Annotated in this window: 19 protein-coding genes and 1 pseudogene; 13 read left to right on the forward strand and 7 right to left on the reverse strand. The window is 71.4% G+C overall.

Annotated elements, in window-relative coordinates:
• The first annotated feature begins 54 nt into the window (after positions 1-54).
• From ACYF6T_RS11870 to ACYF6T_RS11880, 3 genes are read left to right on the forward strand one after another with little or no spacing between them, the layout of a single operon-like run.
• On the forward strand, positions 55-888 hold the full coding sequence (locus ACYF6T_RS11870; RefSeq protein ID WP_461695776.1) for an alpha/beta fold hydrolase: 834 nt from the start codon (positions 55-57) through the stop codon (positions 886-888).
• The gene (locus tag ACYF6T_RS11875; RefSeq protein WP_461695777.1) at positions 885-1,535 is read left to right on the forward strand and encodes a DUF1275 family protein; all 651 of its coding nucleotides are present in this window, start codon (positions 885-887) and stop codon (positions 1,533-1,535) included. Before ACYF6T_RS11870 ends, ACYF6T_RS11875 begins: the two co-directional genes overlap by 4 nt.
• Positions 1,532-3,880, forward strand: coding sequence for an FdhF/YdeP family oxidoreductase (locus ACYF6T_RS11880; protein WP_461695778.1), 2,349 nt, complete (start codon positions 1,532-1,534; stop codon positions 3,878-3,880). Before ACYF6T_RS11875 ends, ACYF6T_RS11880 begins: the two co-directional genes overlap by 4 nt.
• Positions 3,881-3,911: 31 nt before the next feature.
• Here ACYF6T_RS11880 and ACYF6T_RS11885 read toward each other — a convergent pair whose 3' ends face one another.
• Both ACYF6T_RS11885 and ACYF6T_RS11890 read right to left on the reverse strand, forming a co-directional pair.
• Positions 3,912-4,976 carry an NAD(+)/NADH kinase gene (locus tag ACYF6T_RS11885; protein ID WP_461695780.1) on the reverse strand — a complete coding sequence of 355 codons (1,065 nt, stop codon included), beginning with the start codon at positions 4,974-4,976 and terminating at the stop codon, positions 3,912-3,914.
• Positions 4,977-5,002: 26 nt separating this feature from the next.
• Positions 5,003-5,332 carry a nuclear transport factor 2 family protein gene (locus tag ACYF6T_RS11890; RefSeq protein ID WP_461695781.1) on the reverse strand — a complete coding sequence of 110 codons (330 nt, stop codon included), beginning with the start codon at positions 5,330-5,332 and terminating at the stop codon, positions 5,003-5,005.
• A 227-nt stretch (positions 5,333-5,559) separates the two neighbouring features.
• Here ACYF6T_RS11890 and ACYF6T_RS11895 point away from each other — a divergent pair, with 227 nt between their 5' ends.
• The 3 genes from ACYF6T_RS11895 to ACYF6T_RS11905 all read left to right on the forward strand — a co-directional run bounded on the left by ACYF6T_RS11895 (position 5,560) and on the right by ACYF6T_RS11905 (position 10,082).
• Positions 5,560-6,663: a PAS domain-containing sensor histidine kinase gene (locus ACYF6T_RS11895; RefSeq protein WP_461695783.1), complete on the forward strand. Its 1,104-nt coding sequence runs from the start codon at positions 5,560-5,562 to the stop codon at positions 6,661-6,663.
• A 5-nt stretch (positions 6,664-6,668) separates the two neighbouring features.
• A complete protein-coding gene (locus tag ACYF6T_RS11900; protein ID WP_461695784.1) occupies positions 6,669-7,031 on the forward strand; it encodes a response regulator in 363 nt (120 codons plus the stop codon).
• A gap of 312 nt (positions 7,032-7,343) precedes the next feature.
• Positions 7,344-10,082, forward strand: a complete 2,739-nt coding sequence (locus ACYF6T_RS11905; protein ID WP_461695785.1) for an ATP-binding protein — start codon at positions 7,344-7,346, stop codon at positions 10,080-10,082.
• On the opposite strand, the gene ACYF6T_RS11910 is transcribed toward ACYF6T_RS11905, so the two are convergent.
• Positions 10,036-11,559: an FUSC family protein gene (locus ACYF6T_RS11910; RefSeq protein WP_461695786.1), complete on the reverse strand. Its 1,524-nt coding sequence runs from the start codon at positions 11,557-11,559 to the stop codon at positions 10,036-10,038. The two genes, ACYF6T_RS11905 and ACYF6T_RS11910, sit on opposite strands and share 47 nt — an antisense overlap.
• A 108-nt stretch (positions 11,560-11,667) precedes the next feature.
• Positions 11,668-13,146: an aldehyde dehydrogenase family protein gene (locus ACYF6T_RS11915; RefSeq protein WP_461695787.1), complete on the reverse strand. Its 1,479-nt coding sequence runs from the start codon at positions 13,144-13,146 to the stop codon at positions 11,668-11,670.
• A gap of 347 nt (positions 13,147-13,493) precedes the next feature.
• Here ACYF6T_RS11915 and ACYF6T_RS11920 point away from each other — a divergent pair, with 347 nt between their 5' ends.
• The 5 genes from ACYF6T_RS11920 to ACYF6T_RS11940 all read left to right on the forward strand — a co-directional run bounded on the left by ACYF6T_RS11920 (position 13,494) and on the right by ACYF6T_RS11940 (position 18,487).
• Positions 13,494-14,894, forward strand: a complete 1,401-nt coding sequence (locus ACYF6T_RS11920; RefSeq protein WP_461695789.1) for a sensor histidine kinase — start codon at positions 13,494-13,496, stop codon at positions 14,892-14,894.
• Between the two features lie 181 nt (positions 14,895-15,075).
• Complete coding sequence (locus ACYF6T_RS11925; RefSeq protein ID WP_461695791.1) at positions 15,076-15,237, forward strand: hypothetical protein; 162 nt, start codon at positions 15,076-15,078, stop codon at positions 15,235-15,237.
• Positions 15,238-15,722: 485 nt separating this feature from the next.
• The gene (locus ACYF6T_RS11930; RefSeq protein ID WP_461695792.1) at positions 15,723-16,127 is read left to right on the forward strand and encodes a VOC family protein; all 405 of its coding nucleotides are present in this window, start codon (positions 15,723-15,725) and stop codon (positions 16,125-16,127) included.
• A gap of 102 nt (positions 16,128-16,229) precedes the next feature.
• Positions 16,230-18,335, forward strand: coding sequence for a glycoside hydrolase family 36 protein (locus tag ACYF6T_RS11935; RefSeq protein WP_461695793.1), 2,106 nt, complete (start codon positions 16,230-16,232; stop codon positions 18,333-18,335).
• The gene (locus ACYF6T_RS11940) at positions 18,332-18,487 is read left to right on the forward strand and encodes a hypothetical protein (protein ID WP_461695795.1); all 156 of its coding nucleotides are present in this window, start codon (positions 18,332-18,334) and stop codon (positions 18,485-18,487) included. The genes ACYF6T_RS11935 and ACYF6T_RS11940 overlap by 4 nt, the downstream gene beginning before the upstream one ends.
• 70 nt (positions 18,488-18,557) lie before the next feature.
• Here the strand turns inward: ACYF6T_RS11940 and ACYF6T_RS11945 are convergent, their stop codons facing one another.
• Positions 18,558-18,887, reverse strand: coding sequence for a TfoX/Sxy family protein (locus tag ACYF6T_RS11945; RefSeq protein ID WP_461695796.1), 330 nt, complete (start codon positions 18,885-18,887; stop codon positions 18,558-18,560).
• A gap of 199 nt (positions 18,888-19,086) precedes the next feature.
• On the opposite strand from ACYF6T_RS11945, the pseudogene ACYF6T_RS11950 reads away from it, so the two are divergent.
• Positions 19,087-19,763, forward strand: a pseudogene (locus tag ACYF6T_RS11950) (flavodoxin family protein).
• Positions 19,764-19,774: 11 nt separating this feature from the next.
• Here ACYF6T_RS11950 and ACYF6T_RS11955 read toward each other — a convergent pair.
• Positions 19,775-20,515 carry a VOC family protein gene (locus ACYF6T_RS11955; protein WP_461695797.1) on the reverse strand — a complete coding sequence of 247 codons (741 nt, stop codon included), beginning with the start codon at positions 20,513-20,515 and terminating at the stop codon, positions 19,775-19,777.
• 156 nt (positions 20,516-20,671) lie between these two features.
• Here ACYF6T_RS11955 and ACYF6T_RS11960 point away from each other — a divergent pair, with 156 nt between their 5' ends.
• A complete protein-coding gene (locus ACYF6T_RS11960) occupies positions 20,672-21,202 on the forward strand; it encodes a hypothetical protein (protein WP_461695799.1) in 531 nt (176 codons plus the stop codon).
• 60 nt (positions 21,203-21,262) lie between these two features.
• On the opposite strand, the gene ACYF6T_RS11965 is transcribed toward ACYF6T_RS11960, so the two are convergent.
• Entirely contained in the window at positions 21,263-21,433 is a 171-nt protein-coding gene (locus tag ACYF6T_RS11965) for a hydrophobic protein (RefSeq protein ID WP_461695800.1), read from the reverse strand.
• Positions 21,434-21,508: the final 75 nt, after the last annotated feature.

Genomic DNA, 21,508 nt, shown 5'->3' on the forward strand with positions numbered 1-21,508 from the left:
GCGCATACCACCGTCAGTCTGAATACAGCAGAAAGACAACGAAAGGTGTCTGCGATGTCGTTCGTGACCGTCGGCCAGGAGAACTCCAACTCGATCGAGCTGTACTACGAGGACCACGGCAGCGGCCGTCCGGTGGTGCTGATCCACGGATATCCGCTGAACGGCCATTCGTGGGAAAAGCAGGAAAGGGTGCTGCTGGAATCCGGATACCGGGTGATCACCTACGACCGGCGCGGGTTCGGCCAGTCGAGCCAGCCCACGATCGGATACGACTACGACACGTTCGCGGCGGATCTGAAGGCGCTGCTGGACCACCTCGACGTGCGGGACGTGGCACTGGTCGGATTCTCGATGGGCACGGGCGAGGTGACGCGTTACCTCAGCCGGTACGGCTCGGAGCGGGTGTCCAAGGCGGCGCTGCTCGGCGCGATTCCCCCGTTCCTGCTCAAGACGGAGGACAATCCGGAAGGCGTGGACGCCTCGGTGTTCGAGGGAATCAAGGCGGCGGTGCTCAAGGACCGTCCGGCCTACTTCAAGGACTTCCTCGACAACTTCTACAACGTCGACATGTACGCGGGCACGCGGATCAGCGACCAGGCCTGGCAGAACAGTTTCAACGTCGCGGTGGCGGCATCGGCGTGGGCGGCGTACGCGTGCGTGGACACCTGGCTGACGGACTTCCGGGCGGACCTGCCGAAGATCGACGTGCCGACCCTCCTCGTGCACGGCGACGCCGACCGGATCCTGCCGTACGAGAACACCGCGAAGCGGCTGCCCGGACTGATCAAGGACCTGACGTTCGTGACGGTCGAGGGCGGCCCGCACAACATCGCCTGGACCCACCCCGAGGAAGTCAACAAGGCCCTGCTGGAGTTCCTCGCCCGGTGAGCGGGGCAGTCGCCCGGCACCTGCTGACGCTCGCGGCCGGAGCGGCGAACGCCTTCGCGTTCCTCGCCCTCGGCGGCGTCTTCACCAGCGTCGTCACCGCGAACTGCGCCCTGCTCGGCCTGCACCTGGCCACCGGCCACGCCGCCGCCGTCCGTTCCGTCGCCGTGGCGCTGCTCGGCTACCTCGCCGGAGCGGCGGCGGGCGCTCTCGTGGCGGCGGACCGCGGACGTACCCGAGCGGCGGGCCTGCGCCGCGGCCTGCTGACGGAGGCCGTGCTGCTGTGGGCGGTGGCCGGCGGCTGGCTGGGCTGGCACGCGGCACCGCATGCCGCCGGGCGCACCCTGCTGCTGTTCCTCACCGCCGTCGCCATGGGCTGTCAGAACGGCAGCGTCGGCGTCACCGCCGGGAGCGCGGTCACCACCGCGTACCTGACGGGTCTGGTCACCTCCACCGTCACGGCGTTCGTCACCACGAGGCGGCTGCGGACGGGCAACGTCGGCGTCGTGCTCTCCCTGATCGCGGGAGCCGCCGCCGGTGGTGCCGCCTGTCGGTGGCTGCGGCCGGCAGCCCCGCTCCTGCCCGCCCTGCTCGTCACCGCCGCACTGGCGTCCCGGCTACGGCCCCTCACAGAGAGCGCACGATCATGACCGCACCCGAAGCCGACCCGAACCCGCTCCCGCAGGAGGCCACGGAGGGCCGTTCGGCCACTGGCGGCGACGGTCCGGCCAGTGACGAACGGCCCTGCCACCGTCCCTATCGCCATCCCGCCGCGGGCTGGGGCGCCGCCAGGAGCGTCGGACGGGTGCTGATCAAGGAACGGGCGCTGTTCGAGGGGCCGCGGGCCATCCTGAGGATGAACCACGAGAACGGAGGCTTCGACTGCCCCGGCTGTGCCTGGCCGGACGATCGCAAAGGCCTGAAGCTCGACATCTGTGAGAACGGCATCAAGCACGTCACGTGGGAGATGACCGCCAAGCGGGTCGGGGCCGGGTTCTTCGCCCGGCACACCATCTCCGAACTAGAGCAGTGGTCCGACTTCGCGCTGGAGGACCAGGGCCGGCTGACCGAGCCCCTCGTCTACGACGGCGACAGCGACCGGTATGTCCCGATCAGCTGGCGGGACGCCTTCGACCTGGTCGGGCGTGAACTACGCGCCCTGGACAGTCCGGACCAGGCCGCCTTCTACACCTCGGGGCGGCTGAGCAACGAGGCGACGTTCCTCTACCAGCTGCTGGCCCGCGAGTTCGGCACCAACAATCTGCCCGACTGCTCCAACATGTGCCACGAGGCATCCGGCCGCGCCCTGCAGGCAGCCCTCGGCACCGGCAAGGGCACGGCCGATCTGAAGGACTGGCAGACGGCCGACGCCCTGTTCATCATGGGGGTCAACGCCGCGTCGAACGCCCCCAGGATGCTCACGGCGCTCGCCGAGGCCCACCGGCGCGGAGCACAGATCGTGCACGTCAACCCGCTCGTCGAGGCGGCGGCCACGAGCACCATCGTGCCGCACGAGTTCACCGACATGGCCCTGTTCAAGGCCACCCGCACCAGCACCCTCAACCTGCAGGTTCGGGCGGGAGGCGACATGGCTCTGCTGCGGGGCATCGCCAAGGCGGTCCTGGAGGAGAGCCGCACCCATCCGAAGGCCCTCGACCGGGAGTTCATCGAGCGGCACACGCACGGGTTCGAGGCCTACCGCGCGCTGGTCGAGGCCACCTCGTGGGAGGACCTGGAGGAGCAGTCCGGGCTGACCCGGGCCGACATCCTCAAGGCTGCCGAGGTCTACTCGCGTTCCGACCGCATCCTGATCAGCTGGTGCCTGGGTCTCACGCAGCACGAGCACGGTGTGGACACCGTCCGGGAGATCGTCAACGTGCTGCTGCTGCGCGGGAACCTGGGCCGCGAGGGCACGGGGCCCTCGCCGGTGCGCGGGCACAGCAACGTGCAGGGCAACCGCACCTGCGGCATCGACCACCGGCCCTCAGCGGCGTTCTTGGACCGGCTCGCCGATGTGTGCCGTATCGATCCGCCCCGCGCGCACGGCATGGACACCGTCGAGACCATCACGGCCATGAACGAGGGCCGGGTGAGGGTCTTCGTCGGCATGGGCGGCAACTTCGTCCTGGCCGCGCCGGACACCGCATACACCTCCCAGGGGCTGCGCAACTGCGAGCTGACCGTTCAGGTGAGCACCAAGCTCAACCGCAGCCACCTGGTGCACGGCAGGAAGGCGCTCATCCTGCCGTGTCTGGGCCGTACCGAGAAGGACCACCAGCGGCGCGGGCCGCAGGCTGTCTCCGTCGAGGACTCCATGAGCATGGTGCACCTCTCGGTGGGCATGAGGAACCCGGCCTCCCGGCATCTGCTGTCGGAGCCAGCCATCATCGCGGGCATGGCCCGGGCGGTGCTGCCGGACAGCGCGACGCCGTGGGAGTCGTATATCGAGGACTACGACCGCATCCGCGACACCATGGCCCAAGTCCTCGACGGTTTCGAGGACTTCAATCGCCGGGTGCGGCTCCCGCTGGGTTTCCGCATCAAGCAGCCCGCCCGTGAACTGGTCTTCCTGACTCCCTCGGGCCGTGCGGAGTTCTCCGCCGCCGCCCTGCCGCCGGCGCCGGCGCGGGACGACGTCCTGATCCTGCAGACCATGCGCAGCCACGACCAGTGGAACACCACCATCTACTCCGACAACGACCGCTACCGCGGCATCAGCAACCTGCGCACGCTGATCCTGATGAACGGCGACGACATGCGCGCCCGCGGCATCAAGCCCGACAGCCTCGTCGACATCACCGCCACCGCCCGGGACGGCAGCAGGCGTCACCTCAAGCGGTACACGGCGATCGAGTACGGCATGCCCCGCGGCTGTGCCGCCGGGTACATGCCGGAGATGAACGTCCTGATCGCCGCGAGCGACTACAGCCGGCAGAGCAATCAGCCCCTGATGAAGAACATCAGGGTACGGGTCGCGCCCAGCGCGGAGGAGTGACATCGTGCTTCGGCTCCTCCGCCCCCTGCCGTCAGCGAGCGGCCGTGGGCGGTGGCAGCCGTAGGTTCGCCAGATCGGGCGGGATCGGTGTGTCGGGGCGGAAGAAGGGTGCGGAGGGGCCGTCCGCCGCCGTGGCGGGGGCGTCGGTGAGCCGGAAGCGCTCCCGCAGCCGTCCGTAGAAGTCCGTGGGGTGCAGGCGGATGAGGCGCACCCGGTCAGGTGCTCGGAAGACGCCGATCCAGTCACCCGGGTCGAGGACACCGCGCAGCTGGCCGTCCACGCTGACGGCGGCCTGCCCGGAATGCGGCAGCACCCGCAGGGCCACGGGTTCGTCGGGTGCGGCGACGATGCTGCGGTTGAAGGTCATGTGCGGGGCGATCGGCGTGAAGACCACCGCATCCATGTGCGGGGAGAGGACCGGCCCGCCGGCGGCGAAGCTGTAGGCGGTGGAACCGGTCGGTGTGGCGACGGCGAGCGCGTCGGCGGAGTACGACGCCAGCAGGCGGCCGGCGATGTACACGCCGACGCTCACCTGGCGGTCGCGGGACAGCTTCTCCAGGACGACGTCGTTGAGGGCGTTGACGTCGAGGGGCACACCCCACCCGTCCTCCCCGCTGGCCTCCGGCCGGATGCGCGGGGCGGGCAGCGCCGGACCGCGCCCGTACAGCAGCAGGGCCTGCAGCTCCGGCGGGATCTCCAGAGGCCGCGAGCAGCGCATGGTGAGGGTCATGCGTTCCTCCACGGAGGCGTGCCCCTGGAGTACGGCGTCGAGGGCGGCCGTCACGTCCGCCACCGGGACCTCGGTGAGGAAGCCGACCTTGCCCAGGTCGACGCCGAGGACCCGCGCACCGCTCTTGACGGCGATCCGGGCGCCGCGCAGGAAGGTGCCGTCCCCACCGAGGGTGACGACGAGGTCGGGACGGCCCGCGGCCTCGGCCTCCTCTCGGCCCCCTCGGCGATGGTGGTCGTCGGCCCACACGTCGATGTCGGTGCACGGGACGCCGTGGGCCTCGCCCCAGCCGTGCACGAGCTCCGCCGCGCCGCGGGCGGCCGCCCGCCCCTGGTGGACGACGAGACCGATGCGATGTACGGGCATGGTGTCCTCTCGATGGCGGCGCCGGCTCAGCTGATGCGCAGGCTCGCGATGAGGCCGTCACGTAGTTCGAAGGCCATGGGGCCGGTGCCGTTGTAGCCGTTCCCCGACACCTTCAACCGTAGGCGGTAGGAGTCGTCGCCCGGCCCGCGTTCCGCGGCGACCAGATCGAAGTGTGCCTGCACGCCTATGTTGTCGGTCCGGTTCCACGAGCGCACGCCGTCCCGGCCGTGGAACTCGCGCCCCCAGTCGTTGAGGTAGGCGTCGGGGGTGAACGCGGCGACGAAGGCCTCGGAGTCGCCTTCGTTCGTGGCCTCGATGAAAGCCCGGATGGCCGGAGGAAGCTCGATGTTCGTCATGTGCATCCCTCGCTGGGACAGGAGAAGTGGAATGGTTGAGGTCGCATGCGCGGAGCAGCTTCCGCCACGAATGATATGTCAGCTGTGTGACTCACTCCTGATGTCAATGAGTGATGTGAGTTTGGACAGTGCATACACACATCAGGTGACTTCACGCCGTATGCTGTGCCGTGCGCCGGGCTCCGGTCTTCCGCCGCGCGGGGCAGTGGATCGGTTGAGGAGGCGGAGTGCAAGCGATCGGCGAAGTCCTGCCCGTCGTCCTGGACAGCGTGTCGCAGGTCATCTGGGTCGTCGACCATCAGGGGCGGATTCTGTACACCAACCCCGCCGGGGTCGCCGCGCTCGGGTACGACAGCGCCGACGAACTGGTAGGACGTTCCAGCCACTCCACCCTGCACCCGGAGCGGCCGGACGGAACCCCGTTCCCCGCGTCGGAGTGTCCGATGCTGCGACCGGCCGACACGGGTGAGCCGGCGCACGGCGACGACGAGTGGTTCCGGAGACGGGACGGCTCCTTCTTCCCGGCCTCCTGGTGGGCCGCGCCGGTCGACCTCCCGGAAGGGCGCGGCGTGGTCTACTCCTTCTTCGACGCCACCGAGGCGCGCGAACTGGAGCGCGCCCGCAGGGAGCGGGACGCCGCCCGGATCCGGGCGGACGAGTCGCGCGCGGCGCAGCGGCGCCTGATGCAGAGCATCGAGTCGGTGCGCCGCCAAACCGCCCGCGATCTGCACGACGGTGCCCAGCAGCGCCTGGTCAGCCTGCTCATCGGGTTGCGGCTGACGCGCGAGATGCTTCCGGAGACGGCCCCCGGTGCGACCGCCCTCCTCGACCAGGCCATCGCGGACGCCCAGACCGCGATCAACGAACTGCGCGAGCTGGCCTACGGCGTGTACCCCTCGGTGCTCACCACCAAGGGCCTGATGGCGGCGGTCGAGTCGCTGGCCGAACGCTGTGCGGTGCCGACCACCGTGCGGGCAGACTGCCCGCGGCGCCTCCCCTCGGAGGTCGAGTCCCAGGCGTACTTCGTCATCGCGGAGGCGTTGACGAACGCGGTGAAGCACGCCCAGGCCTCCCACATCCGCGTGTCGGTCTCGGTGGCGGACACCTTGCGGATCGAGGTCGCCGACGACGGGATCGGCGGCGTGCCCGAGGAGACCACCGGCAGCGGCCTGACCGGGCTGATGGACCGTGTCGGGGCCTTCGACGGTGTCCTCGTCATCGACTCGCCGCCGGGTCAGGGCACGTCGGTACGTGCGGAGATCCCCGTCCCCGACCAGGGAAACCGTGGGGCTGCCCCTATGGTCGGCCCCGCCACCGGCCGGGCATCCTGATGTACATGTCCGTCAACATCGTGGTCGTGGACGACGACCCAGGATTCCGTCGCATCGCCAGGACGCTGCTGACGGCGCGCGGTCTGCACGTCGTCGCGGAGTCGGAGGACGGAGCGTCGGCCTTGACGGCGGTGCGCGCACACCGGCCGGACGGGGTGCTGCTCGATCTGCACCTCCCCGACCATGACGGGGTGACCGTCGCCCGGATGCTGCGCGGGGAGGAGCGCCGGCCGAGGATCGTGCTGACCTCGACCGAGCAGTCCTTCTGGTCGACGCAGGAGCTGGAGCAGGCCGGGATCGCGTCCTTCATCGCCAAGGACCGGCTCTTCGACGCGGACTTGAAGGGCATCTTCGGTCACATCGCGTGAGACAGCGACCGCCCGCAACCAGGTGAGCTTGAGTCACTAGCCACTCATGACAAGCGAGTGTTCGCGGTCGACGGGCGCGAGCTGCTCGGCTACGTCGTCGTACCGAATTCCCCCTCGTGTCATCACCCCTCCCAGCAGGACATCTCAAAGATCGAGATGGGTTCCTTTTCCCTGCCGCCTTCACAGAAACCTGGTAACTTTTGGACATTGCGTTCGAGTGGGTGCGGCCGAAGCACACGGCCGAAAAGTCCTGAAGTCCCGGCCTCGCGTCAGGCATCGGGTGGCGGGCAGAGACGGGAGCGGCTGACGGACATGCTGTACGGGCGTGAGGCCGAACTGCGGCTGCTGTCCGACCTGGTGTCCCGAAGCCGCGGCGGAGAAGGCGGCGCGCTGCTGCTGCGGGGGCAGGCCGGCATCGGCAAGACCAGCCTGCTGCACGCCGCGCGGGCGGCCGCCGTCGAGCAAGGATGCCGCGCACTGTCGGCCCTCGGCGTCCAGTCCGAGGCGTCCGTCCCCTTCGCGGGTCTGCACCAGCTGCTCAATCCGGTCCTGCAGGACCACGCCGTGGCACTCGCCGCCCGTCAACAAGAAGCACTGGCCGCCGCCTTCGGCGCGACCGACGGCGTGGCGCCCGGAATGTTCTCGGTGGGACTCGCCGCCCTCGAGCTGATCAGCGCGCTGGCCGAAGAGGCACCGTTGCTCCTCGTCGTCGACGACGCCCACTGGATCGACGCGGCGAGCAGCGAGGTCCTGGCCTTCGTCGCCCGGCGGCTGGAGGCCGAACGCGTCCTGATGCTGGTGGCGGTACGCGAAGGCCACGACACCCCGCTCAACGACGCGGGCCTGCCCGAACTGGAGCCGGCGAGGCTCGACGACCAGGCGGCCAGGGAACTGCTGCGGGACCGCGCGCCGCACCTCGACCCCTCCCTGCACGACCGGCTGCTGGCCGAGGCCCTCGGCAACCCGCTGGCCTTGGTCGAACTCCCGGCCGCGCTGGGCGACGACGCGGGCACCCAGCAGACGGTGCTGCCCTGGCTGCCGACCACCCGGCGTCTGGAGCGGTCGTTCCTCTCCCGCGCCACGGCCCTGCCGCAGCCGACCCGGACCGTCCTGCTGATCGCCGCGGCGGACGACGAGGGCGATCTCGCCGAGATCCTCGCGACCGCGCGACTCGTCGACGGCGCCGCACCCTCCGTCGCCTCGCTGGAACCGGCCGTCGACGCCGGCCTCATCGAGATACAGGGGCGCGAGGTCCGCTTCCGCCACCCGCTGATCCGCTCCGCCGTGTACAACGCCGCGAGCCCGTCCAGACGTCTGGCCTGCCACGCGGCGCTGGCCGAGGTACTGGCCGATCAGCAGGAACGACGCGCTCGGCACCGCGCCCTGGCCACTCCTGGCCTGGACGACGAGGTGGCGCTCGACCTGGAGGCGGCCGCCACCAGGGCGCTGCGCCGGGGCGCTCCGCGCGCCGCGGCCGAGGCACTGCGGCACGCGGCGCACCTGAGCGACCCCGACACGCACCGAGGCAGGCTCCTGCTGCGGTCCGCGGAGATCGACTTCGAGCTCGGCGACGCCGCCGCCGCGCGGGAGCAACTGGCCGAGGTGAAGCCCGAGAGCCTGCGCAGCGGGGAAAGGCTCCGCCTCGCCCTGTGGTCGGAGGCTCTCAACGAGGAGAGCTGGTACAGCCCGGAACGGGTGCGGACCTTCGCCGAGGTGGCGGACCGGCTGGCCGACGCCGAGAGCGACGGTGCCCGGCTCGCGCTCAGAGCGCTCTGGCCGCTGTCCATCAGCTGCTGGTACGGCAGTCCGACCCAGGAGACCCGGGACATCGTCGTCAGGACGGCACGGCGGCTGCAGCGACGGGGCGGCGAGGCGATGGTCCTCTCCGTCGCGGCCTGCGCGGATCCGGTGGGAGAGGCGGCCTGTGTCATCGACGCCGTCGGGCGGCTGACGCCTGAGGAGGTGGGCGACCCCGCCGAGCAGCACGCGCTCGGCGCATCACTGACCGCCATCTGGGCCTACGACCTCGCCTGGCCGTACCTGTGCGCGGCCGTCGACGGCCTGCGCCGGCAAAGCCGCCTCGGACTGCTGGGCGAGGCCCTGGCCTCCCAGGCGTGGTCGGCCCTCCACCTCGGCAAGCACCGACTGGCCAGGACAGCCGCGGACGAAGCCCGTCGGCTGTCCCGGGACACCGGCCGGCCCCGCTGGGCGCTCGTCGCCGACCTGGCCATCGCCACCCTCGCCAGCGACCGGGGCGAGTCCGACCTCGCCCACGAGATCATCCGGGAGACCGAGGCGGAACTGCTGTCGGTGGGCGCCCAGTCGATCCTCGGCTTCGCCCAGTTCGCCCGCGGACGCTACGCCATGGTCAACAACCAGAGCAACGACGCCTACGAGCAGCTGACCCGGGCCCTCGATCCCCACGACATCGCCTACCACCCCTTCGTGGGCCACCTGGGAAGCGCGGACCTGATCGAATCGGCGGTGCGCACCGGACGCGGCGAGGCGGCGCAGCGCCATTTCGCGCAGCTCGACGCTCTCGCCGAGAAGACCACGGCACCGTATCTGAAAGCCATGGTGACCTACGCCCGCCCTCTCGTCGCCGGTGACGACACGGCGGAGGCGCTGTACCAACAGGGCCTCGACAGCGGGTTGCTGACGAACTGGCCGTTTCACCGGGCACGCCTGCTGCTGGCCTACGGGCGGTGGCTGAGGCGGCAGCGCCGTCTCGTCGACGCGCGGCGTCCGCTGCGCTCGGCCGTCGAGAGCTTCGACGCCCTGGGCATCAAGGCGTTCGCCGAGGACGCGCGGGCCGAGCTGCGCGCGTCCGGCGAGGCACCGGGCCGTCCGCGGCCCGACACGCTCGACACGCTCACCCCGCAGGAGCTGCAGATCGCGAAGATGGCGGCGTCGGGGCTGACGAACCGGGAGATCGGTGCGCGGCTCTTCATCTCGCACCGGACCGTCGGCCAGCACCTGCACCGGATCTTCCCCAAGCTCGGTGTCACCTCCCGCGGCCAGCTTCACCTGGCCGACCTCGGCCACGACTGACAGTCCCATGACGCTCGACGGGGGAGCGTGCGCGGTGCGGCGCGCGTTCCAGAGCGGCCGGCGGAGGCGGGACGGCCTCAGCGTGGCTGTCAGCCGGGCCACAGGGGTCCGTCCGGCTCGCCAGGAGCCGTAGTGCCCGGGCCGTATCGGCCGTGTCCGCGCCCGGGCCGTCGGGCTGCGCCGCCACCCGATCGGCCAGAGCGAGCGCGGCATCCGCGACCTCGTCGAGCGTGGCCGCCGCCCGGCGCACGCCGCGGCGTTCGCCCGCGGTGCGTTCGCTCACCAGCCGGAGCAGGGCCACCGCGTCCCGCAGCGCCGTCGTGGTCCGGGGCCCGGGTCCGGCCTCCAGCAGTTCGGCCGTCGACGTCAGTACGGCGGCCACCGCCGCCCGGCGGTGCCGTACGGCCCAGCGCCTGCTCACCAGCTGGCCGGCCACGGTGGCGGCGGCGCACCCCAGCACCGTCTCCAGGAGCCGGTCGGCGGTGATGAGGAGCACCCTCGTCGCTCCCGTCGCGGAGGTGACGAGGAGGACGGAGAGAGGGGTGACGAAAACCATGGCGACGGCGTAGTTGCGCGCCACCACCAGCTCGATGACGAAGGTGAGCAGGGCGAGGAGAAGCGCGATCGTGACACCCCGGGGGTGAGCCGCCGCCAGGGCGCCGGCCAGCAGACAGCCCAAGGCGGTCCCCGCGCCGCGCAGAACGGCTCGGGTGTTGGCGCTCAGGGCGTGACTCCCCCGGGCGAGGACGGCCGCCGCGGCGGCCGTCGCCCAGTACGGACGTCCCACCTGGCACACCAGGGACGCGGTGCCGGCCAGGCCCACGGCCGCCCCGGTCCTGACCGCCATCCAGGGCAGCGGAGAGGACGGCAGCGACGTCACGGCCGACAGCAGGCGCCGACGCGCCATCCCGTGATCCGCAGCCGGCGGCCGGTCGGTCCCGGCGGTGCGGACCGTTGCGGCGAGCCAGGACAGAGCCGTCGCGGCCAGGCCCACGGCGGCCACCGCCGCCACGCGGTCCACGGTGTGTCCCGGCGGCAGTCCGGTGCCCACCGAGCAGACCAGCACCGGCATCACGATGCCCGGCGGCCGGGCCCGGGCCAGCGCGCACAGCAGCGCGGTGACGGCGGCCCACAGCGCGGTGCCCAGAACGGCGAGCCGGTCGTGACCGGCCAGGCAGCTGCCGATCGCCATTCCGGTGGCGAGGGAGAGGGCGGCGGCCGCCACCGCGCCGGCCTCCTGGCGGGGCGTGCCGCGGCCGCCGTACAGAGCCGACAGGGCGCCCGTGGTGGCGACCAGTCCGAGGGCGGGCTGTGCGAGGGCCTGCCCGAGGAGGACGGGAGCGGCCGTGCACACGGCGGCGATGGTCGCGCTGCGGCGACGGGAGGGCATCGGGTGCAGGACGAGCAGTTCGCGCACGGGACGTGGTGCCGGACGGCGCTGCGGTCGGCCGGCATCGAGAACGCGGGTACGGGTCATCGCAGGGCGGTTCCTCGGAAGGCGGGCGGAGGACGGGGCGGGCGCCGGGTGCGCGAGCCGCTCGCCGGGGGCGGCCCTGGGAGGCTGCCCCCGGCGAGCGGGGAGGGATCACAGCGGGTACGTCGAGTGCCGGTCGGCCAGGGTGACCCAGCGAGTCTCGGTGAAGAACTCGGCGCCCCAGTCGCTGCCGAAGTGGCCGAAGCCGCTGTCCTTGACGCCGCCGACCGGGGCCTGGGGCTCGTCGGCGACCGAGTGGTCGTTGATGTGCACGTTGCCGTGCCGCAGTCGCCGGGCCACGGCGAGCCCGGTGCCGGCGTTCTCCGTGTAGACGGCGCTGGAGAGGCCGTAGGCGGTGTCGTTGGCCAGGTCGACGGCCTGGTCCACGGTGTCGACGCGGAAGATGGTCGCGACGGGGCCGAAGACCTCTTCCGAGTAGATCCGCATGTCGGGGGTGATGCCGTCGAGGACGGTCGCGGGGTAGAACGCACCGTGGGCGGGCCCGCCACCGTGCAGGACGGTGGCGCCCTTGGCCACGGCGTCCGCGACCAGGGCGGCGACCCGTTCGGCGGCCCGCGCGTTGATCATGGGGCCTACGAGGGTGTGCTCGCCCTCGGGATCGCCCTGACCCAGGGCCCGCACCTTCTCCAGAAAGGCCGCGACGAACGCGTCCGCTATGCCGCGCTGCACGATCACCCGGTCCACCGACAGGCAGATCTGACCGGCGTTCATGAACTTGGCGACGGTGACGCCGGAGGCCGCGTAGGCGGGGTCGGCGTCGTCGAGCACGAGGATCGGGTTCTTGCCGCCGAGTTCGAGGATGACGGGCTTGAGGTGCTCGCCGGCGAGCCGGCCGACGATCCGGCCGACCGGGGTGGAGCCGGTGAAGTTGACCCGGCGCACGCGGGGGTCGGCGATGAGCGCCTCGACGACGGTGGGCGCGTCGGCGCGGTCGTTGGTCAGGACGTTGACGACACCGGCGGGCACGCCCGCCTCGGCCAGGATGTCGGCCAGGAAGTAGCCGGAGGTGACGGGAGCGTCCTCACTGGGGCGGATGACCACCGGGTTGCCGGTGGCCAGGGCCACCGCGATGGCCCGGGTGCACAGGATCAGGGGCCCGTTCCAGGGCACGAAGGCCGCGACGACGCCCGCGGGTTCCCGTACCGCCACCGACCACTCGCCGGTCACGTCGCTGGCCAGCAGCGAGCCGGTGGGCCGGGTGGCCATGGTCGCCGCCTGCCGGATGAGGTCCACGGACATGCGGATGTTGAAAGCGGCCCAGGTCCGGGTTCCGCCGGTCTCGCTGATCATGATGTCGGTGAACTCGGCGACCCGCGTCTCCAGCAGATCGGCCGCCTTCTGCAACAGTGCGCGGCGCACCGACGGGGCGGTGGCCGCCCACCCGGGGAAGGCGGCGTGCGCGGCGTCGACGGCCCGGGTGACGTCCTCGGGACCGGCCGCCGGCACTTTGAGGTAGACCTCGCCGGTCACGGGGTTGAGGTCGTCGGTGGTCCGCCCGGACAGGGCGGGTACGTCCCTGCCCGCGATGAGAAGACCGCGGGAGGCGGTGGCGGTGGCGAGGTCGGTCATGGTCACTCCTGTGGCGAAGGGTGTCTAGGCCGTCCCGGGCGTGTGGGAAGGCCGCCCGAGGACGTGACGACTGTGTCAACCAGGCACTCCGGGTGGCTGTAGAGCCGACCTGACGGTGCGGAGTGGGTCCGTCGTGGGGTGGAGCGTGGCGGCCCCCAGCGGGGCGGTGGGGAGGACCCCACATCGCGCAGCCCACGGCTGTGCGGTGCGTATGAGCGGTCCTGTTGCGAGGGGGTGTCCGAGCCTCCCTGAGACCTGACTCAGTTTGATGACTCGTTGCTAAGTTATGTGTTTTAGTGCACTGTCTACCTAGTCACATCCACACTCTCTTCACCACTGGGCGGAGCATGCGGGGACGACGGTGGCGCGGGGGCCGGCAACCGGGGCTGACCGGTCTCACCATCGCGGCGAGCGGGCTGCTGGCCCTGTTCATTGGTGTCGCGTTCGCCGTGCTCATCTGGGCCATAGACGACGCGAACAGCTCCGCCTCGGCCAGACGCGCCTCCCGCACGGCCCTGGTGGAAGCGGGTGCCATGGAGCAACTGGTGCTGGACATCGAGACGGGCCAGCGAGGCTTCGTCATCACCGGGCGGGAGGAGTTCCTGCAGCCCTGGAACGAGGCACGCAAGGAGCTGCGCGCCGAGACGCGGAGGTTCACCGGCAGCGTCACCTCCCCGCATCAGCGACGCACCGCCGGCCAGATCACCCAGGGCGTACGGTCTCTTCTGAACGACTACTCGATCCCCCTGGTGGAGGCGGTACGGCGCGGCGACTCCGCGCCCTCGGGCCTCGCTGCGACGGAAGAGGGCAAGCGCCGTGTCGACGCGCTGAGGGCGCAGTTCGACCGGTACATGTCCGATGAACGCGCCCAGCTCGCGGCACGCGAGGACGCCGCCGGAGCCAACGGTCACCGGGCCGTGGTCACCGCGAGCGTGGGTCTGGCCGCGTCGATCGCCCTGGTGGCCGCCTTCACGGCGCTCCAGCACCGGGCCGTCGTCCGGCCCGTACGCGATGCGGCGGCAGCGGCGCAGCAACTGGCGGGCGGCGATCTCGGGGTCCGGATCGCGCCGAGCAAGGTGGCCGAGATCGGTGCCCTGGGCAGGTCGTTCAACACCATGGCGGCGTCCTTGCAGGACAGCCGCAGGCGCATCATGCAGAGCGTCGAGCAGGTGCACCGCCGCACGGCGCGCGATCTGCACGACGGGGCACAGCAACGCCTGGTCAGTCTGATGATCGGGCTGAGGCTGGCGCGGGAGATGATGCCGGGCGAGGAGACGGCGGTCACCGAGCTGCTGGAGGAGTCGATCACCAACGCGCAGAGCGCGATCGACGAACTGAGGGAACTGGCCCGCGGCATCTACCCGCTCTCGCTCACGGTGAAGGGGCTGGCGGGTGCGGTGGAGGACCTGGCCTCCCGGTGTCCGGTACCGGCCGTCGTCGACAACCGGTGTGAGCGGCGGTTCGCCTCCTCGGTGGAGTCCAACGCGTACTTCATCGTGGCCGAGGCGGTGACCAACGCGGTCAAGCACGCTCAGGCATCCCGCATCGACATCTCGCTGGAACTCACGGACGGCGCCCTGCGGATACGCGTCTCGGACGACGGGGTCGGCGGGGTGGAGGGCACGGCGGCCGGCAGCGGTCTGACCGGGCTCGCGGACCGCGTGGCCGCGTTCGACGGCACGGTGGACCTCGCGTCGCCGCGGGGGAAGGGCACCTCGATCCTGGTGCGGATCCCGGTTGCGGACTGATCCACGGCCCCCGCACGACCTGGTGGGACACCGCCTCAGCCGGCGCCACGCCGCGCGGGCGCGTCCGTGGCCTCCGTGTCCTGCGTGGCCCCGAACGACGCCGGCAGCCGCAGGCCCGCCTCGGAGGGCGAGCCGGGTCCGGCGGTGTGGAGGGTCAGGGTCAGGCCGGAAAGACACGAAGGTGCAGATCGCCCGAAGCTCGATCAGCACCGTCAAGGGCCCGGCCGGATGGTTCACGGGCGACGTCTACATCGCCGCCGCCCCCGCGCCCTCTCGGGTCAGCGCCGCCCTGGTGTACTTCATGCCCGGTGCGCGCGCACCCACTGGCACCGCCGTCCGCTGAGCCAGACCGCCTTCGTCACCGAGGGACGGTCTGTGCCGGCGCCCTCGGCGGGCCGGTCGAGGTCATCCGCCCCGTCCAGGGCCGCCAGCCGCCGGCTGAGCCGACCCGCGGCGGCCTCCCGTTCCGCGGTGCGCTGCGGCTGTGCCGTGTCCGGGCAGGTGAAACACCGCGAACCCCACCGGACCGGTGCCGGCGGGGCTCACGAGAGGGCCGCCTGCGGGCGGCGATGTCAGGGTGTCGGCTTTCGAAGCGGGCGGGACTCGACGGTCCTGCGGCGCCCTGCGTCGAGCGGGCAGCCGAAGACTCCCCAGAGCAGGCCGGGGGGATAGCAGAGAAAGGCGGCGGCAGGACAGCGCGGCTCCGGCATTGGGTGCGGCGGCCGTGAGGGGAGTTGTCTAGGATCAGGGCACGGCATCGCGTGTCGGTCACCGGCCGGGTGAGGCATGGAGGTGCCCGTGAGACTGCCTTGCGGAGGCATTCCACACATGTCAGTCGAGTTGAACCACACCATCGTCCATGCCCGGGACAACCGGGAGTCGGCAGAGTTCCTGGCACACATCCTCGGACTTGAACTCGGGCCCGAATGGGGCCCGTTCATCCCCCTCGCGACCAGCAACGGGGTCACCCTGGACTTCGCCACCATCCCGGCGGAGTCGATCGTCATGCAGCACTACGCGTTCCTCGTCTCCGACGAGGAGTTCGACGCGGCGTTCGCACGCATCCGGCAGGCCGGGATCACGTACTACGCCGATCCGCATCGGAAGCAGCCCGGGGAGATCAACCACCACCACGGTGGACGCGGCCTGTACTTCATGGATCCGGCCGGGCACGGCATGGAGATCATCACGCGGCCCTACGGCAGCCACGAGCGGCCGCCGACGGCTCAGTGAGACACCGGCGGGCCGGAAAAGCCCCGGCCCGCCACCGAACCGACCGCGACTCCGCCAGAGTCGCAGGCCCGCCCTCCACGGGGCTACGGAAGGGACACCGCGTTGAGCAGTGCCGCCGAGGCAGCCGAGGGCACGCTTCTGTGGTCCCATGAGCCGCTCGGGCTGCACGCCTTCGCGGATGCCGGGGGCTCGGTGCGGCTGGGAGCGCCGAGCCAGGACCGGGACGTACTGCTTCCCCTGGTCGAGGTCACGGCGACCGGCCACGGGCGCACCTGGTCGGGGGAGCGTTTCATCGACACCGCGATCGGCGCTCGTCTGGCCTACCGCGACCACGAGACCGTGCGGGACGGTGACTGGCAGTGCACCTCGATCCGGCTCCGGGATCCGGAGACCGGCCTTCTCGCCGAGGTTCGGCTGCGCACGATCCCCGGCACCGGCTTCCTGCGCGCCCAGGTCCGCCTGGCCAACGAGGGCGCTCGCCCGCTGCAGTTGGAGAGCGTGTCGACGCTGGCGCTCGGCGGCATGGCCGACGCCGGCCTGGACGGGCTGTTCCTGCACTGGGCGGACAACGACTGGCTCGCCGAGTGCCGTTGGCATACGGCCGCCTTCCGCGACCACGTCGTCGCGCTCAGCCGGTCCGCTCACGGCCACGAGGGACGCGGCTGCTTCGAGCGGTACGCGCAAGGCAGTTGGTCCACGGGCCGCCATCTGCCGATCGCCGCTCTCACCGACCCGGCCGGCCGCGCCTGGCTGTGGCAGATCGAGTCGAGCGCGGGCTGGCGCTATGAGGTCGGCGAACGGGAAGGCGCCGTGTACGTCGCCCTGTCCGGTCCCGACGACGCCCACCACCAGTGGCGCCACACCCTCGCCCCGGGCGACGACTTCACCACGGTCCCCGCGGCCCTCGTCGGCGTCGAGACCGGCGGCCTGGACGCGGCCTTCGCTCAACTCACCCTCTACCGGCGCCGCATCCGCCGGGGCCACCCGGACCACGCGGCGCTTCCGGTGATCTACAACGACTACATGAACACCCTGATGGGCGACCCCACCACGGAGAAACTCCTGCCGCTGATCAAGGCGGCGGGAGCCGCCGGTGCCGAGGTCTTCGTCATCGACGCCGGCTGGTACGACGACGACGCCCAGGGCTGGTGGGACGCCGTCGGCGCCTGGGAGGCCTCAGGCAGCCGCTTCCCAGGCGGAATCCAGCACATCCTGGACGCCGTCAGGGAGCACGGGATGATCCCGGGGCTGTGGCTGGAACCCGAAGTCGTCGGTGTGCGCAGCCCGTTGGCCCAGACCCTGCCCGCCGAGGCGTTCTTCCGGCGGGGTGGCGTCCGCGTCACCGAGCATGGCCGTCACCACCTGGACCTGCGCCACCCGGCCGCCCGCGCCCACCTCGACCGGGTCGTCGACCGGATCGTGGGGGAGTGGGGCGTGGGCTATCTGAAGCTCGACTACAACATCAACATCGGTCCTGGCACCGAGAACGGCGCCGAGAGCGCCGGTACCGGCCTCCTCGGGCACCATCGCGCGCACCTGCACTGGCTCGGCTCCCTGCTCGACCGGCACCCCGGTCTGGTCCTGGAGAACTGCGCCTCGGGCGGCCTGCGCATGGACTACGCCCAACTCGCCGTCACCCAGCTGCAGTCGACCAGTGACCAGCAGGACCCGCTGCGCTATCCGCCCATAGCCGCCGCGGCCGCCACCGCCGTCACCCCTGAGCAGGCCGCGATCTGGGCCTACCCCCAGCCGCACTTCGGCCCCGACGAGATCGCCTTCACCCTCACGGGGGCGATGCAGGGCCGTATCCACCTCTCCGGCTTCCTCGACCGCATGACTGCGGAGCAGTTCGACCTCGTGCGCGGCGGTGTCGCGGCCTACAAGGCGCTCCGGTCGGAGATCCCCCGCGGCCTCCCCTTCTGGCCGCTCGGCCTTCCCGGTTGGGAGGACCCCTGGATCGCCTACGGCCTCAGAGGCGAGGCTGCCACCTGGCTCACGCTGTGGAGACGGCAGGCACCCGCCGACACGACCCGTACCCTCACCATCGACCACCTGCGCGGCGCCCGCCTGACCCCCACGCCGCTCTACCCCGCCACCGCCGACGCCACCACGGCCTGGGACCCGTCCCAGGGCCGGCTCACCGTCCACCTGCCCCGCCCCGGCACGGCCGTCCTCCTCCGCCTGGACGCCGCTGAGCCGGCGGGATGACTCGCGCCCGCCTGACCCCCACGCCGCTCTACCCCGCCACCGCCGACGCCACCACGGCCTGGGACCCGTCCCAAGGCCGGCTCACCGTCCACCTGCCCCGCCCCGGCACGGCCGTCCTCCTCCGCCTGGACGCCGCTGAGTCGGCGGGATGACTCGCGCCCGCCTGACCGCCGGAACCGGCCCTCCTGCGACCGCCGGCACCTCGATCGGGCGACGAAGATCTCACTTCGGCGGCAGGCTCGCCGCGAAGGCGAGCCCTTCGTCGATCCACTCGCCGAGCACCTCGTCCTCCGCGACGGCGGACCCGTCGACCACGACCCAGCCGCGCATCGGGCGGCCCGTCATGTCGAAGACGCGGGCGCCCGGCCGGGACAGCGCCTCGTCCGTGCCGTAGGGCCCGACCCGCACCATGAGGTCGTCCCCGGTGACGCCGACGGCCATGTTGCCGCGGTACAGGAAGGCGATGCCGCCGAACATCCGCTTCTCGGCGATGCCGGGATCCCCGCCGAGCCGCTCCCGGATCCGCTCGGCCAGCCCTTCGTCGTACGCCATCACGCGTCTCCTTCCCGAGCCACGCGCACTTTCGAGGTTCCCCGGTTTCCCAATCGCCGTACGGGCCGGCGGGCGCGCGACAACGAACGACATCGTGACGCATACGGCGGAAAAAGGGACGAGCCGGCGAAGTTGCGGGACGCTGACGGTGGGCCGCCGCCGCTTCACGCGACCCCCCTCCCGCAGGAAGGAGTCCGTCGTGACCGCCGAGAACCCCGCCGACGCCAACAGCTACCGTATCGACGACCTGACCGCCCTGTTCGTCAACTGGACTCTCAAGCCGTCCCCCCAGCGCAGCCACACCCAGGGACTGATCGACAAGAGCCGGGTGACCATGATGTCGCGCGGAGTGCGCACGGACCTGATCCGGGCCGTCGACCACGACACCGCACCCCGGCGTCTACCCCGACATGACCGAGCACGGCTTCACGAGCGACGAGTGGCCCACCCTGTACGAGAAGGTCATGGCCGCCGACATCCTGGTGCTGGCCGGCCCGATCTGGCTGGGTGACAACAGCTCGGTCACCAAGCAGGTCATCGAGCGGCTCTACAGTTGCTCGGGGCTGCTCAACTCCGAGGGGCAGTAGGCCTATTACGGCCGCGTCGGCGGCTGTCTGATCACCGGCGACGAGGACGGCGTCAAGCACTGCGCCATGAACATCCTCTACAGCCTCCGGCACCTCGGCTACACCATCCCGCCCCAGGCCGACGCCGGCTGGATCGGGTCGGCCGGGCCGGTCCGTCGTATCTCGACCCCGGATCGGGCGGCCCGGAGAACGACTTCACCAACCGCAACACGACCTTCATGACCTGGACCAGCGCTCGGAGTGGGACGCGGGCTGCCGCTTCGACGCGCCCAACCCCGACTACCGCTGACCCCTGGGGCGTCAGGGCAGGGCCAGGACGCAGAACTCGTGGCCCTCCGGGTCGGTCAGGCAGGTCCACGCGACCTCGCCCTGGCCGACGTCGAGGTCGGTGGCGCCGAGGGCCCGCAACCGGGCCGCCTCCGCCGCCTGGTCGTCGCCGGGGGACGGCAGCAGGTCCAGGTGGACGCGGTCCGGCACCGCCTTCGCGGCGGGCGCCCGCAGGAACTCGAGATACGGGCCGACACCGTCGGCGCAGCGCAACACCGCCTGATCGTCGGTCACTTCACACAGCGCCCAGTCCAACGCCTCGCCCCAGAACCGGGCCATGGCACGCGGCTCCGCGCAGTCGACCACGATCGCGGCGATCGGCCCGGTGTCCCGGTAGGTCTCCCGCGGCTCCAGCACACAGAACTCGTTGCCCTCGGGATCGGCGAGAACCGTCCACGGCACCGCGCCCTGGCCCACGTCGGCGCGCCTCGCGCCGAGTGTCTCCAGGCGGGCGACCAACTCCGCCTGGTGGGCCGCGGAGGTGGTGGCCAGATCGAGGTGCGTGCGGTTCTTCGTCGCCGTCTTGGCTGCGGGGACGGGCACGACGTCGATGCCGACGACGGCCGGGTGCGGCCACACCAGGCCGACGCCGGGACCGACGTAGGTGGTCACGCCCGGGCTGTAGGCGGTCCAGCCGAGCGCCTCCGCCCAGAACCGGCCGACGGCCGCGGCGTCGACAGCCTTGATGTTCACCTGGACAGGTCGCAGTGCCATGCCGGCGATGCTATGCACCGCACGGCGGCTCGGTTCCGATATTTTCGCAGGTGCAGCCCGCGCCCGTGCCCGTACCCTGTGCCGCGTACGAGGAATGATCTGCGCCGACGGAGCAGCGGCGCGTGGCGAAGGATACGGAGACGGGCAGTCCAAGGCATGCATCCCCTCAACCAGCCCCGGAACAGACCCGTATGGCCCTTCGTGCTGGCGGGAGCGATATGCGCGCTGGCGGCCGTCGGCACCTGGGTGTCCGTCGTCTACGGCATGTCGGACCCGGCGACGACGTACGTGGCCGGCATCCGGTTCGACGGCTCGAGCGTCTCGGTCAAGGTGCCCCTCTGTCCCTCGGACAGGGTGGAAGCGGTCGAGGTGTACGACAGCGATTCCGAGAAGCTTCTGTGGCGGGCGAGCGGTCCGAAGACCGCCGAGGCGGAGCGCGGCGCGGTCACCTTGTGGAAGGCGGCCGACTTCCGCACGTCGGGCCCGGCCGTACAGCCCGTCTCCCTGCCGGCGAACCTCGACGTGTCCGTCACCTTCGCCGGAACCGAGGACGGCAGCGGGGACGTGTTCGACGTCCGCAAGGCCCGGGCGGCGCACGTCGCTGACGGCCGGTACTGGACCCGCGACGGTCTTCGCACCGCCGCGCAGATCGACGCCCAATTCGGCTGCCGTCACGACACGCCGTAGGAAAGGCGAGAGGGGTCCCACGGGCAGTACACCCGAGGGACCCCTGGTGGGTGGCGGCCGTTACCAGCGATACCAGCGGCCCTTGCGGCCGCCGTGTCCCGCGGGGCGGAGTACGAAGCCCAGCAGCCACAGCACCAGAACGATGACCGCGACCCACCACAGGGCCTTGAGCGCGAAACCGGCGCCGAAAAGTATCAGGGCGAGCAGCAGAACAAGAAGCAAAGGAACCATGATTTATGCACCTCCGCCGCTTCTTGTGCCCCGGGGAAAGCGTCTCACGCCAGGAATCCGGATGGTTTGTTCCGG

The sequence above is a fragment of the Streptomyces sp. 7R007 genome (genome assembly GCF_054850255.1).